The sequence below is a fragment of the Actinomycetospora sp. genome (assembly GCF_036497245.1).
Taxonomy (GTDB): domain Bacteria; phylum Actinomycetota; class Actinomycetes; order Mycobacteriales; family Pseudonocardiaceae; genus Actinomycetospora.
Genome location: NZ_DASXJS010000180.1, coordinates 1 through 14,293, shown reverse-complemented (window position 1 = coordinate 14,293; position 14,293 = coordinate 1). Strand labels below are relative to the sequence as shown.

Here is a 14,293-nt window from a genome sequence, read left to right as displayed (position 1 = left end):
GGGCGGGTCGAGCCGGTGGTGGGCTCGGCGACGTCGCGCCCGGTGCCCAGCAGCGCGACGGCGGCGGCGGGCGAGGTCGAGCACGGGGCGACGAGCGCGACCCAGGCGTGCAGCTCGGCGGCGTCGGCGAGCATCCCGCGGTGGGCGTGGACCCCGGCGAGCACGTGGGCGGCGCGCACCAGGCGGCCGGACTCGGCGTCCGGCTCGACGAGAACGGCGTCGGCGCAGCGGGCGGCCTCCACCAGCTCGCCCGCGGCGGCGGCCCGCTCGGCCGCCGCGACGAGGTCGTCCGCCCCCGAGCCGTGGTCGGCGCCGGCGGACGCGAGAGCGCGGGCGTCGAGGAAGGCCGGCGACTCGTCGAGCACGGTCATGCCGACGGCCCGGCAGGAGGAGCGGGCGCCGGGGACGGGTCCGTCGTGGTGGGTGGCGTCGGGTCGGCGGGCGGATCGGAGACCACCGGCGGCGTGGCCGGCGGCGAGGTGTCGCCGCTCTTGGGCTGCTGGGTGTTGCCACCGGGGTTGGCGGACGGCGCGCTGCCGGTTCCGGGGTTCGTCACCGGAGCGGGGACGTTTGCGGGCTTCGCGGCCGGGGGCACGACGGCGGGGGCGGCGGCGGGGACCCCGGGCCGGGGCGCCACGACGGGAGCCCCGGGACGCACGGCCGGGGCGCCCGGCGCTGCGGCGGTCGCCGCCCGGTTCGCGACGTCCGCGGTGCTGCCGGGGGTCGAGGCACCGGTCGCCGGGTCGGTCGCGGCCGGCAGGGTGCCGGCCGGGAGGGTGCCGGCATCGGCGGCGGCGGGCTGAGCGGTGACGCCGGCCGGGGCCCCGGGGGTGGCCACCGTCGCGGAGGTCGTGGAGCTCGCCTTCCCGATCATCGGCACCGTCACCGCGACGGCGCCGCCGACGACGAGGACCGCCGCCGCGCTCGCACCGATCACCATGCGTCGCTTGCGGGGGTCGGGGCCGGTCGGGGGCTCGAACGGCCCGGCGGCGGCCGCCGCGAACGCGGTCGGGCGGGCCGGCGGCATCGCCGAGGTCGGGACGCCGAACGCCACCGTCGCGGGCTCGACGGTCGCGCCGCGGAGGTCGAGGCGCACCGGCGTCGTCATCGGGTCGTCGGGGTCGCCGTGGCGGGCGTGCGCGAGCAGCGCGGCCGAGCGCCCGACGACGTCGGTGCGGGGCTCGTCATCCACCGGCGCGGCCGGGTGCGGCACCGCGGGGAAGGGGATGGAGCCGTAGGCGGGCGAGGGCGCCGGGAAGGGGCCGGACCCGGGGGCGGGGAAGCCGCCGGAGGTCGGTGCGGCCGGGCGGATCGCGCCGCTCGCCGCGGCGGCGGCCCAGGTGGCGCCGCGGGCGACGACGGTCGTCGGGTCCGGGTCGACCGCGACGGGGCGGCCGAGCTCGGCGGAGAGCATCCGGGCGACCAGCGGGATGCGGGAGGAGCCGCCGACGAGCAGCACGCCGTCGAGGTCCTGGGCGCGGAGCCCCGACGAGTCGAGGACTTCGCCGAGGACGTCGACGGTCTGGCGCAGCGCCGGCTCGATCATCTCCTCGAACTCGCCGCGGGTGACGCGCACCCGGGTGCTGAGGTCGGGGAGCGCCACGTCGACCACGGCGTCGGTGTCGACCGAGAGCGTCTCCTTCGCGACCACGCACGCGCGGCGCAGACCGGCGACGGCACGGACCGTGGCCGGGTCGGCGGGGTCGAGCGCCGCGATGGCGCCGCCGAGCTGGGAGCAGACGTGCCAGAAGAGGGCCTCGTCGAAGTCGATGCCGCCGAGCGCCTCGAGGCCCTGGCCGCGGCCGCGCACGGTGAGGCCGAGGGGCGCGACCGGGGTGGCGGGCACGCCGCACACGACGGCCGCGTCGAAGGTGCCGCCGCCGAGGTCGTAGACGGCGACGGTGCGCCCGACCGGCAACCGGCCCGCGGCGGCGTGGGCGGCCGCGGCGGCCTCGGGCTCGGTGAGCAGGACGACGTCGTGGAGCCCGACCTCGGCGAGGGCCTCGGTGAAGACCCGGCGGCGGTAGGCGCCCCAGCCGGCGGGGTGGGCGACGGCGATGCGGCGCGGCTCGGTGCCGTGGGTCTCGGCGACCCGGTCGGCGGTCCAGCGCACCATCTCGGCCGCGACGCCGTCGGCGGAGAAGCCCTCACCGGCGACGACGATCGGGGTGGCGTCCCCGAGCCGGCGCTTGAACTCGCGCACCACGCGCTGCGGGGCCCAGGCGGCGCGGGCCTCGGCCTCGCCGCCGACCAGCAGCGACCCGTCGTCGTCGACGAGCAGGACCGAGGGCACCTGGACGCTGCCGCGCTCGAGCCCGACGACGCGCACGGTCGGCGGAGGCGTGCCGGGCCGGGACTCGGCGCGCACGGCGGCGGCGGTGAAGGTGGTGCCGAGGTCGATGCCCAGGTCGTACGGGGTGTCCGGACGTGGTGCGGGCGCCATGACGACGGGCTGCGGGGGCCCGCTGGGTCGCGGCGCCCATCCCTGGCTCGGCTCGTGCACTACCGGCTCCCCCGTCGTCGGCGCCCCGTGGGACGCGTGCGCGCCGCCCCGCCGTCCCCCTCGGACGGGTCGGCACACGTCGCTGATCCGTGGGCATCATCGGCCCTCGGGAGAGCACCGTTACATAGTCGTAGCTCGATCGAGTGACGACACGACGAGGGCTCGGGGGTACTGGGCACCGGCCGTGACGACCACCCCCGGGCCGGGCGCCGGGGGTGTGGCCCGGACCCCCTAAGGGCCCCGATGGCGAACCCGGCGCGAGCCCCGATGGCCGGCGACGCCCCGGACGGCACGGTTCTCACCACGCCGCCCCGGCACCACGCCGAGGGCGCTCCGAGGACCACACACGATCACGGGGGCACCACATGAGCGAGCACAAGACCTTGCTGCAGTTCCTGCTCGACCTGCTGCACGACAAGTCCGCGCTGGCCGACTTCCGCGAGGACCCGCAGGGTGCGCTGCACGCCGCAGGCCTGGCGAACTGCTCGGTCGACGACGTCAAGGACCTGCTGCCGGTCGTCCTCGAGAAGGTCGACCCCGAGAAGTGCGCCAAGTACGAGGACGACTGCGACAAGGGCGACTGCCACGACGACGCCCCGAAGCACCACGACCCGCACCACGGTGGTCACCACTGGAGCAGCGACCCGGGCTGCGACGACGACCACAAGCCGGCGCACCACCAGGACAGCGAGATCGACAAGGTCGTCACGCACCTGAACTACGTGACGAACAACTACTCGTTCGACTCGCACGACACGATCTACAACACGAACAACATCACCAAGATTTGGGCCGACCACGGCGCGAACGTCGAGGTCAACAACGACACCCACAACGTCGGTGCGGGCGGCTCGAGCATCGAGGGCGACAACAACGGCACGGTGGCCACCGGCGGCCACAACCAGATCGGCGACGGCAACATGCAGTCGGGCGACGGCTCGACGACGGCGTTCGGTTCCGGCTCGGCGCTCTCGCACGTCGGTACCGGCGACGGCGGCGCCATCAACACCGGCACCGGTGCGGCGGCGGGCAACCACGCCGACACCACCCTCACCAGCTTCGGTGGCGGCACCGTCCAGAACGGTGCGGGCAACGTCGCGACCGACTCGCACGACCACGTCTCGACGGACTCGCACAACATCACCGACTCGCAGAACCACACGTCGACCGACTCGCACGCCCAGGACAACTCGGACCACTCGGTCAACACCGACACGTCGAGCCACTACGACGACAGCTACAACACGCTGTCGCACGACGACAACTCGGTCGACAACTCGATCGACCACAGCACGGTCCACGACCCGGCCTTCGCGCTCATTCCCGGAGCCTGAGGTCGACCACCAAGGGGGGAGTCACAGCCGCGTAACGTCAGCGGCGTGACGACACAGCCGGGGCACGGTGCACACGCGCCGTGCCCCGGCTGTCGTGTGTCCGACGGGGGATTCGAGTAGGGGGACCGCGCATGACCGACCATCCGGCGGGCGGGGAGCCGTCCGAACTGGTCGAGCTGGCTCGTCGGGCGGCCGCCGCCTACGACCGGCCCGACCTGGAGAAACGGCTCCGTGTGGTGTCCCGGGCCGTCGCGGACGACCGGGCCCGGGTCCTCGTCGTCGGCGAGTTCAAGGCGGGCAAGACGGAGCTGGTCAACGCGGTGCTCGGGGGTCGTGCGCTGCCGGCCGACCCGCACCGCGCGACGACCGTGCCGACGGTGTGCTCGTACGCGGAGCAGGCGGGCGTCGTGCTCGTGCGCGGCGTGGACGGCCCGGAGGGATCGGGTCCGAGCACCGAGCAGCAGACCGTCAGCCCGGCCGCCCTCGCGGAGCACGTCACCGAGCGGGGCAACCCGGACAACCGCGCCGGCTGGTCGCACGCCGAGGCGACGCTGCCGCGTCCGGTGCTCGAGGGTCTGCGGCTCGTCGACACCCCGGGGGCGGGCGGGCTCGCGTCGCCGTCGTCGGTGTCGACGATGGCCGAGCTACCCGGGGCGGACGCGGTGCTCGTCGTCGCCGACGGCGGGCGTGAGCTGACCGCACCCGAGCTCGCGCTGGCCCGGACGGCCGCCGCGGTCAGTCCGACCGTCGCCGTCGTCCTCACCCGGATCGACCTGCACCCGCACTGGCGCCGCATCGCCGATCTCGACCGCGGACACCTCGATCAGTCCGGGGACGGGCTGCGGGCCGTGCGGGTGCTGCCGACGTCGGCCGCGCTCGCGCTGCACGCCGCCGAGGGCGACGACCTGCCCGCCGACACCGCCCGGGAGCTCGCCGCGGAGTCCGGGATCGAGGAGGTTCGCCGGCTGCTCGTCACGGAGGTCGCGCACGGCAGGCAGGCACGGCGGACCCGGATGGTCGCCGACGAGGTCCTCGTGGCGTGCGAGCAGTTCGCCACGACCTTCCGCGCCGAGCGCGACGCCCTCGCCGACCCGCAGCGTGCCCACCGGATCGCCGCGGAGGTGGACCGGTCGCGGGCGCAGGCGGCGTCGCTGCGCGACCGGGCCGCGCGCTGGCAGCAGACCCTCAACGACGGGATCGCCGACCTCGTCTCCGACATCGAGTACGACCTGCGGGACCGGCTGCGCACCGTCGTCACCGACGCCGAGGCCGCGCTGGACGAGACCGACCCGGCGAAGACCTGGGAGCAGTTCGCGCCGTGGCTCCACCAGCAGGTCTCGGCGGGGGTGTCGACGAACGTGGTGTGGGCCGAGGAGCGCACGCGGTGGCTCGCCGAGCTGGTCGCCACGCACTTCGCCGAGGACGGGGCGGGGGTGCTGCCCCCGGTGACCGTCGGGGCCTCGCCGGACGGGACGGGGCTCGCGGCCGACCCGGTGACGATGCTGGCCGCGCCGGACCACGAGAAGTTCGGGATCACGCAGTCGCTGATGATCGGGATGCGCGGGTCCTACGGCGGCGTGCTGATGATCGGCATGTTGACGACCATCGGGGGGATGGCGCTGCTCAACCCGTTCTCCGTCGGCGCCGGGCTGTTGCTCGGGTCGAAGACGCTGGTCGACGAGCGCAAGCGCGCGCTGCGCCGTCGGCAGGGCGAGGCCAAGCAGGCCGTCCGCCGCCACGTCGACGACGTCACCTTCCAGGCCGGCAAGAACTCCCGCGACATGCTCCGCGAGGTGCAGCGGACCCTGCGCGACCACTTCACGACGACGGCCGAGGAGCTGGAGCGCTCGCTGGCCGCCACCGCCGAGGCGGCCCGCGCGGTCGAGGCCGACGGTGCCAAGCGCGCGGCGCGGCTCGCCGACGTCGACGCCGAGCTGGAGCGCGTCGAGCACCTCGCCCAGGGCGCCCGCCGACTGCGCGGGCAGGCGGGGACCGGACCGCGGCCGTCGCGGCTGGTCGGGGCGTGAGCGCGCCCGACCCGAGCGGTGTCGTCGGGGCGGCCCGCCACGTCGTCGACGGCGCGCTGCGTCTCTACGGCACCGGCCCGGCCGACCCGGCGACGGCGTGGGCCCGCTCGGTCCTGCACGACGCCCGCGCCCGGCTCGACGAACCGCTGCGGGTGGCCCTCGCGGGCACGCTCAAGGCGGGCAAGTCGACGCTGCTCAACGCGCTGGTCGGCGAGCGCATCGCGGCGACCGACGCGGGGGAGTGCACCCGGCTGGTGACCTGGTACCGGGACGCGCCCTCGGCCGCCGTCGTGCGGGAGGACCTCGACGGGCGCCGGGCGACCGTGCCGTTCGCCCGGGACGGCGACGGCCTGCGGATCGACCTGGGCGGGATCGGGGACCCGGCGCGCGTCGGGCGCCTGCTCGTGGACTGGCCGTCGCGGGGGCTGGCGCAGGCCACCCTCGTCGACACCCCCGGCCTGGACTCGATCCGCGAGACCAACTCGCGGCGCACGCTGTCGTTCGTCACCCCCGACGACCGGCCCTCCGGCGCGGACGCCGTCGTCTACCTGATGCGCCACGCGCACCGGTCCGACGTCGGGTTCCTCGAGGCGTTCGCCGACCTCGCCCAGGGCGGCGCGGGTGGGCTGGGCGCGGTCGGGGCGTCCGGCACGGTGGTCGTGCTCTCCAGGGCCGACGAGATCGGCGGGGGCGGGCTGGACGCCGTGACGACGGCGGGTCAGGTCGCCCAGGCCTACCGCGAGGACCCGGCGCTGCGACCGCTGTGCCAGACCGTGGTGGCGGTCGACGGCCTGCTCGCCGAGACCGCGCGGACGCTGCGCCAGTCCGAGTTCACCGCGCTGCGGGCCCTGGCCCGGGCCCCGCGCGCGGAGGTCGACGCGCTGCTGCTCTCGGCGGACCGTTTCACCGTGGCGGAGCCGCCCGCCGTCGTCGCCGAGGCGCTCGCGTCCGATCCCGACGGCGTCCGGCTCGACGAGCCGGCGCGTCGCGCGCTGATGGAACGCTTCGGGGTGTTCGGGATCCGGTCGGCGACCACCGTGCTGCGGCGCGGCGCGCGGACCGGGCGCGGGGTCGTCGACTCACCGTCGCTGGCCGAGGAACTGGTGCGCCGCAGTGGGCTGGAGGAACTGCGGGAGGCGCTGACCTCCCGCGTGCTCGGGCGCCGGGACGTGCACCAGGCCCGGTCCGCGCTGCTCGCCGTCGACCTGGTCCTGGGCCGCGCGCCGCGTCCCGATGCCGGGCCGGTCGCGGCCGAGCTGGAACGGCTGCTCACCGGCGCGCACGCGTTCACCGAGCAGCGGCTGCTCGCGGCGCTTCGGCAGGGCCAGGTCGCGATGCCCGAGGGGACGGGCGCCGAGGCGGAGCAGCTGCTCGGGGGCGACGGGCCGGGGGCCGCGGAGCGGTTGGGGCTCGCCGACGGTGGCGACGTGCGGGCGGCGGCGCTGGAGGCGCTCGACCGCTGGCGGGTGCGGGCGGAGAGCCCGCTGACCTCGCGCGCGGCGGCCGAGGTGGCGCGCGCGGTGGTGCGGTCGTGCGAGGGGCTGCTGAGGTGGCCTCCGGCCTTGTGAGCACTTTCTGGTGTCATAGCACCGGAACGTGCTCACGAGGCCGGAGGCCACCTACGACCATTCGGGGGCAGCGAGGCGTGCGAATGGCCGATGACCAGGGGAAATAGTGCGAAGAGGGGATGCGCAAGAGCTGTGATCGGCGTCATCATCCCGAAATGGGGCGCATCGTGGGCTGGATCATCGGGATCCTGATCCTCTACGCCATCATCACCCAGCCGACGCAGGCCGCCGCCACGACGGGCAACCTCGGGTCGGCGCTGGCGAGCGCCGGGCAGCAGGTCGTGGTGTTCGTCGAGTCGATCGTCGGGTCGACCACGACCTACTCCCAGGTGCACGCCGTGCCGGCGGGGAGCGTCGAGACCGGGGACGGCAGCTACCCGTAGGTGGCCTTCGGCCTCGTGAGCACTCATCGGTGCTAAGGAGCCTGTCGGAGACTGTCGAGTGGGCCCTGGGGGCTGTGGCGAAAGCCGTGGGGGTCCACTCGCCGGCCGCGACCTCACGAACGCGCAGCGCACCTACACCGCCTCGGCCTCCGAGCGGGAATCCGCGGGGACGTCGGCGCCGTCGGAATGGGTCGGCTCGCGGGTGCCGAGCAGCATCGCGAGCGCGCCCACGACGGCGAGGATGCTCATCGTGATGAAGCCGCTGGTGAACGTCCCGGTGCCGGCGACGATGAAGCCCATCGCGAGCGGCGCGACGATGCCGGCGAGCGCGAACGCGGCGTCGGCGAACCCGGCGGCCGTCGCGGGCTGGGACGGCTCGGCGTCGATCGAGGCGACCCACCAGATGCCGCCCGTGACGAACCCGAACCCGACCCCGCAGGAGATCGAGACCAGCGCGACGGTCAGCGACGGGTCGAGGAACACCGGGATCAGCGAGGCGCCGGAGAGCAGCAGCGCGACGCCCATGATCGTGAAGCGGCTGCGGACGCTGCGGGTGCGCCGGTAGATGCGGTCGACGAGGAAGCCACCGATCAGCGCGCCGACGATCCCGGCCGCCCACGGCGCGATCGCGAACGCCCCGACCGCCTTGAGGCTCAGCTTGAACGCCGTCGAGAGGTACTGCGGCAGCCAGTACATGAAGCCCCAGAACATGAAGCCCCAGGAGAAGTAGCCGACGGCGACGATCCACAGGTTCCGGTTGGTGAACAGCGACCGCCAGTCGGTGCGTCGCGGGGCCGTGTGCTGCTCCGCGGCGTCCTGCCCGGCCGCAATGAGGGCGCGCTCGGCGTCGTTCACCCGGCGCGAGTCGGCGGGTGCGCTCGCCAGCAGGCCGGCCGCGACCACCGCCCACAACAGGCCGAGCACGCACATCGTCCAGAACATCCCGCGCCACCCGACGGCGCCGATGAGCTGGGTGAGCAGGGGGCCCGCGATGAGCAGGCTGCCCGACACCGCGACCCCGCCGATCAGCGCGAGCGCGAACCCGCGCTCGGCCCGCGGCAGCCACTGGCTGGCCGTCCGGCTCGCGGCGGGGAAGGCGGGCGCCTCGGCCGCGCCCAGGACCAGGCGGATGAGCAGCAGCCCGATGAACCCGCCCGCCAGCGGCGTGAGCGCGGTGCACAACGAGAACAGCAGGATCGCGGTGAGCAGCACCCGCCGCGTCCCGAAGCGGTCCACGAGCGGGCCCGACAGGAAAGCGAAGACCATGTAGCCGATCGCGAAGACGCTCGAGACCACGCCGTACTCCGCGGTCGAGATCCCGAATTCGTTCTGCAGCGGCGTGACCGCGTACGAGATGGCACTGCGATCGATGTAGTTGATGACGATCAGGGCGACGATCAGGGCGATCGTGGCCCACCGGAACCGGGTCGGCATGGTCTTCACCTGTCGATGAATGTTCGTTCCGCTGGAGGAAACGAACGACGAATGACGTCTTCTAAGCAGCATGGCGGGGTCGGGCAATGGTGGTCAAGGTCGCTGGTCGAGCACCCGGAGACCATTTCGCAATTGTTCCGCTGAAAGGAACGACTCAGGCATGCAGTGCTCCGGACAGCCGTGCGCCGAGGTCCGCGGGGCGCAGGTCGCCGCGCAGATCCCAGACCAGGCGGGCCAGCTCGGCGGCGGTGTCCGCCCCGACCGAGCGCGCGGCGTTGCCCGCGAACTTGGTCTCGTGCTCGGCGGCCGACAGCGGCCGTCCCGGCCCGCCGCGGTTCTCGCGCACCCGCTCGGTCACCGTCTCTCCGGAGCGCAGGTGCGCCGTGAGGACCGCCGGGAACTGGTGCGGGAACCCGGCCGTGGCCTCGTCGTCGGCGACGACCTCGACGCGGGCCGCCAGGGCGAGGCGCTCGGGGTCGGCCGCTGCCTCGTCGGCGAAGTCCGGGTGGAACACCCCGAGCCCCGACGGCTCGCGTCCCCCGGACAGCGCCGCCGCGACGGTGTAGGGCCCGCTGAACGCCGCGTGGTACCCCGAGCGCGGGTGGATCTTCTCGGCGCGGGGCTCCGCGATCGTGCGCAGCACCGGCGCGGGGACGCCGAGGACGAGCCGCTCGACGTCGTCGGGACGCACCCCCCGCGCCCGCAGCGCCCGCGCGGCGTCGATGCCTGCGTGGGTGAAGTGGTTGCACGGGTAGGGCTTGAAGAAGATCCCCGGTGTCTCCCAGTGCTCGCCGAGCCCGTCGGTGACCGCCTCGATCTGAACGCGGTCCCCCAGGAAAGCGCGCAGGAACCCGAACCCGCCCTCGAGCACCGTCGGCGGGCCGGTGAGGCCGTGGCGGGCGAGGTCGGCGGCCGCGACGCCCGCGTGCGCGGCCCAGCCGCAGTGCACCCGCTTGATCGTCCCGCCGGTGCGGTTGGCCTCGATGACCCCGCTGCCCATGCTCGCCGCGATCCCGATCGCCGAGGTCAGCTCGTCGGCGGAGCACCCGCGCAGCATCCCGGCGGCCAGTGCGGCGCCGACCGCGCCGCAGATCGCGGTCGCGTGCTGCCCCCACTCGAAGAACACCGAGGTGCCCGCGGCCTCGTCGTACCCGGCCATCCCGAGCCGGCAGGTGAGCTCCACCCCGACGGCGGCCGCGTCGAGGAACGCGGGCCCGCCCGCCCCGGTCGCCTCGGCGACGGCGAACGCCGCGGGCAGCACCGCCGACGACGGGTGCAGCACGGACGGCAGGTGGGTGTCGTCGAAGTCCAGGCTGTGGGCCAGCGTGCCGTTGACCAGGGCGGCCGACGGCGGGGGGAGCCGCTCCCCGGTGGCGAACGACGTCGCGCCGCCGTGCCCGCCCCACTCGTCGACGACCCGCGAGACGATCCGCCCCGGCTCCTCGGCGCGCGCGGCGAGGCAGTTGCCGAGCAGGTCGACGGTGCGCGCGGCGAGGTCGTCGCGCAGGTGGTCCGGCAGGCCCTCGACGGTGACGCGGGCGGCGAGGTCGGCGACCTGCTGGGCCGGGGTGCGGGAGGCTCCGCGAGGGGAGGATTCGGCCGCTCTATCCGCCCGAGGGTTCCCCTCGTGCGAAGGGGCGGCGGGAGCGGCACCGGATGGGGCCGCGGCGGGGCGGCTCATGCGAGCACCGCCACCGGGCGCACCGGGGAGCCCGTGCCGCCGACGATGCGCAGCGGCGTCATGACGAAGAGGAACTCGCCCAGCCCGGCCTGCGAGGCGTCCTCCAGCGCGAGGTGCTCGACGATGTGGATGCCGTGCTCGACGAGCAGGATGCGGTGCACCGGCAGCTCCCGGTGCCCGGCGCCCGGCGGGATGCGCTCGAACGCGGTGGTGTCCGACCCGGCCGCGACCACGCCCCGCTCGGCGAGCCAGCGTGCACCGTCCTCGTCCACCCCGGGGACGCCGTCGGCCTGGCCGAGGTAGGTGGCCGCGTCGCCGAAGTGGCGGGCCCAGCCGGTGCGCACCAGCGCGACGTCGCCGCGCCCCGGCTCGGCACCGGCGCGCTCGGCGGCCGCCGCGAGGTCGTCGGCGGTCACGCCCTGGCCGGGGTCGAGCACGTCGACGCCGCGGGTGGCGGCCACGTCGAGCAGCACGCCTCGCGTGATCATCGGCGGGATGCGCTCGGCGCCGTGCTCGGCGTGCACCCCGCCGACCTGACCCTCGGCCGCGTCGACCCCGCCGTGCAGGCAGCCCTCCTGGCTGACGTGCGCGAGCGCGTCGACGTGGGTGCCGACGTGCCCGCCGGTCACGAGGATCTCGTTCGAGGCGGACCCGCCGTCGGGACGGACCATGTCGCCGTGGCGGCGGATGAGCGTCATCCGGAACCCGGGATGGTTCGGCGAGCAGGGCATGCCGGTGAACAGCGGCTGACCGAGCTCGATCGTGCGCAGACCGCCGGCCACGGCGTCGAGCAGCGCACGGGTGCCGGGGGTCGTCATGGTGGTCGGTGTGCTCACGGGGTCTCCCTGGTCTCGGCGGGGACGGCACTGCGGTGAACGGCCCTGGCGAGGACGGTGCGGGCGCCGGCGACGACGGCGGGGTCGACGAAACGGCCCTCGGCGTCCCGGTAGGCGGTCTCGCCGCGCGCGCCCGCGTCCTCGAGCGAGTCGAGCAGCGCACGGGCGCGGGCGAGCTCGTCGGCGGTGGCCGCGAAGGCCCGGTGCACCACCGGGACCTGGCGCGGGTGGATCACCGAGCGGCCCCAGAACCCGCGGTCGCGGGCGGTCCGGCTGTCGAGCGCGAGGCCGTCGAGATCGGGCAGGTCGGTCCACACCGGCGCGAGCGGTGACGGCAGGCCCGCCGCGCGGCTGGCGACCACGACCCGCTGGCGCGCCCACTCCAGCGCGGCGCGGTCGGCGACGCGCAGGTCGGCGGCGAGGTCGGCCTCGCCGAGGGACACCGCGGCGACCAGCGGATGCGCCGTGGCCAGCGCGAACGCCCTCTCGACCCCCAGCGCCGACTCGAGCAGCAGGTGCAGCGGACGCCCGAGCCGGTCGGCGAGGCGGGCGACGGCGTCGGGGTCGGAGGCCTTGGGGACGCGGACCCCGTCGACGTCGGCCCGGGCGAGCACGGCGGCGTCGGCCGCGCCCCACGGGTCGTCGGCGTGCCCGGCGGCCTCGCCGGGGGCGTTCATCCGCACCCACAGCGGCCGGTCGCGCGGACCGGCGGCGAGGTCGGCGACCGTCGAGCGCGCGGCGTCCTTCGCCCCGGCCGCGACGGCGTCCTCGAGATCGACGACGACCGCCTCGGCCTCCCCGGCCAGCGCCTTCGCGACGAGGTCGGCGCGGTGCCCGGGCACGTAGAGCCAGCTGCGGGCGACGCCCAGACCGGTGGTGCCCGGGCCCGTGCTCATACCGCGCCGCTCGCGCGGAGCGCCGCGAGCCGGTCGCCGTCGACGCCGTGGCGGGCGAGCACCTCGGCGGTGTGCGCGCCCAGCGGCGGACCGGAGGTGCGCACGCGCCCGGGGGTCTCGGAGAGCCGGAACGGGACGTTCTGCATCTTGACCGGGCCGAGCTCGTCGTCGTCGACGGTCACGATGCTCTCCAGCGCCGCGTACTGCGGGTCGGCCAGGACGTCGGCCGCGGTGTAGATCGGCGCGACCGCCGCCTCGGCCTTCTCGAACGCGTCCACCACGTCGTCGCGGTCGCGCTCGGCGATCCAGGCCCCGACGGCGGCGTCGAGCTCGTCGGCGTGCTGCGCGCGGGTGGAGCCGGTCGCGAACCACGGCTCGTCGATCACCTCGGGGCGCCCGACCAGGCGCATCACCCGCTCCGCGATCGACTGCGCGCTCGTGGAGACCGCGACCCAGCGCCCGTCCGCGCACTCGTAGGTGTTGCGCGGGGCGTTGTTCGAGGAGCGGTTGCCGTGGCGGGGTTGCAGCTCGCCGAGCTGGTCGTAGGCGACGAGCTGCGGGCCGAGCACCGTGAGCAGCGGCTCGATGATCGCCATGTCGACGACCTGCCCGCGGCCCGAGGTCTCCCGGGCGCGCAGCGCGGTCATCACCGCGAACGCCGTGGTGAGCGCGGTGACGCCGTCGGCGAGGCCGAAGGGCGGCAGCGTCGGCGGGCCGTCGGGCTGGCCGGTGATGGCCGCGAACCCGCTCATCGCCTCGGCGAGGGTGCCGAACCCGGGCCGGTTCGCGTACGGCCCGGTCTGGCCGAAGCCGGTCACGCGGGCCACGACCAGGCGCGGGTTGCGCTCCTGCAGCACCTCCGGGCCGAGGCCCCAGCGCTCCAGCGTGCCGGGCCGGAAGTTCTCGATGACGACGTCGGCGTCCGCGGCGAGCTCGCGGAAGACCTCCTGGCCCTCCTTCGTCGACAGCACCAGGGTGATCGACTTCTTGTTGCGGCCGAGCATCGTCCACCAGAGCCCCACGCCGTCGCGCTGCGAGCCGTGGGTGCGCGACGGGTCGCCGCGGGGGTGCTCGATCTTGATCACCTCGGCGCCGTGGTCGCCGAGCAGGGTGGCCGCGAGCGGGCCGGCGAAGAGGGTGGCGACGTCGAGGACCTTGAGTCCGGCGAGGGCCCCTCGCGGGTGGGAGGTGGGGTCGGGCGCGCCGTGGGAGGTGGGGTCGGGCGCGCCGTGGGAGGTGGGGTCGGGCGTCATCGAGCCGTCCTCTCTGCTGCGGAACCGGCCAGGACCGGCGTGCGGCGCGGGGCGGCGCCGAGCCGGTGGGAGATGTGGTCGGCCACGGCGACCACGCGCGGTGCGATGGCGGCGACGAACTCGTCGGTGACGCGGTAGCGCGGCCCGCACACCGAGATGGCGCCGAGGACCTCGCCGGAGACCCCGAACACCGGAGCGGCGACGGACCCGGCGTCGGCCTGGCGCTCCCCGGCGGACGCGGCGTAGCGGCGCTCGACGATGCGCTCGAGCTCGTCGCGCAGCACGTCGGGGTCGACGATGGTGCCCGAGGTGAGGGCGACGAGCCCGGCGCCGAGGATCTCCTCGCGCTGGGAGTCGTCGAGGAACGCGAGCATGCAC

At 75.4% G+C, this 14,293-nt stretch carries 11 protein-coding genes and 1 pseudogene; 4 read left to right on the top strand and 8 right to left on the bottom strand.

Going from position 1 to position 14,293, the window contains the following annotated elements:
• Both VGI02_RS19095 and VGI02_RS19090 read right to left on the bottom strand, forming a co-directional pair.
• Nucleotides 1–371, bottom strand: a pseudogene (locus VGI02_RS19095) (hypothetical protein); the annotation flags it as partial.
• Nucleotides 368–2,503 (bottom strand): Hsp70 family protein, encoded by a 2,136-nt coding sequence (locus tag VGI02_RS19090; RefSeq protein WP_331629740.1) that lies wholly within the window; start codon nucleotides 2,501–2,503, stop codon nucleotides 368–370. The gene VGI02_RS19090 and the pseudogene VGI02_RS19095, both read right to left, overlap by 4 nt.
• A gap of 365 nt (nucleotides 2,504–2,868) precedes the next feature.
• Here VGI02_RS19090 and VGI02_RS19085 point away from each other — a divergent pair, with 365 nt between their 5' ends.
• The 4 genes from VGI02_RS19085 (at nucleotide 2,869) to VGI02_RS19070 (ending at nucleotide 7,815) form a co-directional block, all read left to right on the top strand.
• Nucleotides 2,869–3,837, top strand: coding sequence for an IniB N-terminal domain-containing protein (locus VGI02_RS19085; protein ID WP_331629738.1), 969 nt, complete (start codon nucleotides 2,869–2,871; stop codon nucleotides 3,835–3,837).
• Between the two features lie 131 nt (nucleotides 3,838–3,968).
• Entirely contained in the window at nucleotides 3,969–5,864 is a 1,896-nt protein-coding gene (locus tag VGI02_RS19080) for a dynamin family protein (RefSeq protein WP_331629736.1), read from the top strand.
• A complete protein-coding gene (locus tag VGI02_RS19075) occupies nucleotides 5,861–7,432 on the top strand; it encodes a dynamin family protein (RefSeq protein ID WP_331629734.1) in 1,572 nt (523 codons plus the stop codon). The genes VGI02_RS19080 and VGI02_RS19075 overlap by 4 nt, the downstream gene beginning before the upstream one ends.
• 155 nt (nucleotides 7,433–7,587) lie before the next feature.
• Entirely contained in the window at nucleotides 7,588–7,815 is a 228-nt protein-coding gene (locus tag VGI02_RS19070; RefSeq protein ID WP_331629732.1) for a hypothetical protein, read from the top strand.
• A 132-nt stretch (nucleotides 7,816–7,947) separates the two neighbouring features.
• Here VGI02_RS19070 and VGI02_RS19065 read toward each other — a convergent pair whose 3' ends face one another.
• The 6 genes from VGI02_RS19065 to VGI02_RS19040 all read right to left on the bottom strand — a co-directional run.
• Nucleotides 7,948–9,249 (bottom strand): MFS transporter, encoded by a 1,302-nt coding sequence (locus VGI02_RS19065; protein ID WP_331629730.1) that lies wholly within the window; start codon nucleotides 9,247–9,249, stop codon nucleotides 7,948–7,950.
• Nucleotides 9,250–9,403: 154 nt separating this feature from the next.
• Complete coding sequence (locus tag VGI02_RS19060; RefSeq protein ID WP_331629728.1) at nucleotides 9,404–10,930, bottom strand: MmgE/PrpD family protein; 1,527 nt, start codon at nucleotides 10,928–10,930, stop codon at nucleotides 9,404–9,406.
• The gene (locus VGI02_RS19055; protein WP_331629742.1) at nucleotides 10,927–11,748 is read right to left on the bottom strand and encodes a cyclase family protein; all 822 of its coding nucleotides are present in this window, start codon (nucleotides 11,746–11,748) and stop codon (nucleotides 10,927–10,929) included. Before VGI02_RS19055 ends, VGI02_RS19060 begins: the two co-directional genes overlap by 4 nt.
• Nucleotides 11,749–11,762: 14 nt before the next feature.
• Nucleotides 11,763–12,662: an HpcH/HpaI aldolase/citrate lyase family protein gene (locus tag VGI02_RS19050; protein WP_331629726.1), complete on the bottom strand. Its 900-nt coding sequence runs from the start codon at nucleotides 12,660–12,662 to the stop codon at nucleotides 11,763–11,765.
• Complete coding sequence (locus VGI02_RS19045) at nucleotides 12,659–13,915, bottom strand: CaiB/BaiF CoA transferase family protein (protein ID WP_331629724.1); 1,257 nt, start codon at nucleotides 13,913–13,915, stop codon at nucleotides 12,659–12,661. Before VGI02_RS19045 ends, VGI02_RS19050 begins: the two co-directional genes overlap by 4 nt.
• On the bottom strand, nucleotides 13,912–14,293 hold a 382-nt coding region (locus tag VGI02_RS19040; RefSeq protein ID WP_331629722.1), incomplete at its 5' end, for an IclR family transcriptional regulator domain-containing protein. The genes VGI02_RS19045 and VGI02_RS19040, both read right to left, overlap by 4 nt.

Excerpts from the sequence above, each read along its gene's own strand:
- VGI02_RS19045 (WP_331629724.1), bottom strand. The coding sequence starts at position 13,915 with ATGACGCCCGACCCCACCTCCCACGGCGCGCCCGACCCCACCTCCCAC.
- VGI02_RS19070 (WP_331629732.1), top strand. The coding sequence starts at position 7,588 with ATGGGGCGCATCGTGGGCTGGATCATCGGGATCCTGATCCTCTACGCC.
- VGI02_RS19065 (WP_331629730.1), bottom strand. The coding sequence starts at position 9,249 with ATGCCGACCCGGTTCCGGTGGGCCACGATCGCCCTGATCGTCGCCCTG.
- VGI02_RS19050 (WP_331629726.1), bottom strand. The coding sequence starts at position 12,662 with ATGAGCACGGGCCCGGGCACCACCGGTCTGGGCGTCGCCCGCAGCTGG.
- VGI02_RS19085 (WP_331629738.1), top strand. The coding sequence starts at position 2,869 with ATGAGCGAGCACAAGACCTTGCTGCAGTTCCTGCTCGACCTGCTGCAC.
- VGI02_RS19055 (WP_331629742.1), bottom strand. The coding sequence starts at position 11,748 with ATGACGACCCCCGGCACCCGTGCGCTGCTCGACGCCGTGGCCGGCGGT.
- VGI02_RS19060 (WP_331629728.1), bottom strand. The coding sequence starts at position 10,930 with ATGAGCCGCCCCGCCGCGGCCCCATCCGGTGCCGCTCCCGCCGCCCCT.
- VGI02_RS19080 (WP_331629736.1), top strand. The coding sequence starts at position 3,969 with ATGACCGACCATCCGGCGGGCGGGGAGCCGTCCGAACTGGTCGAGCTG.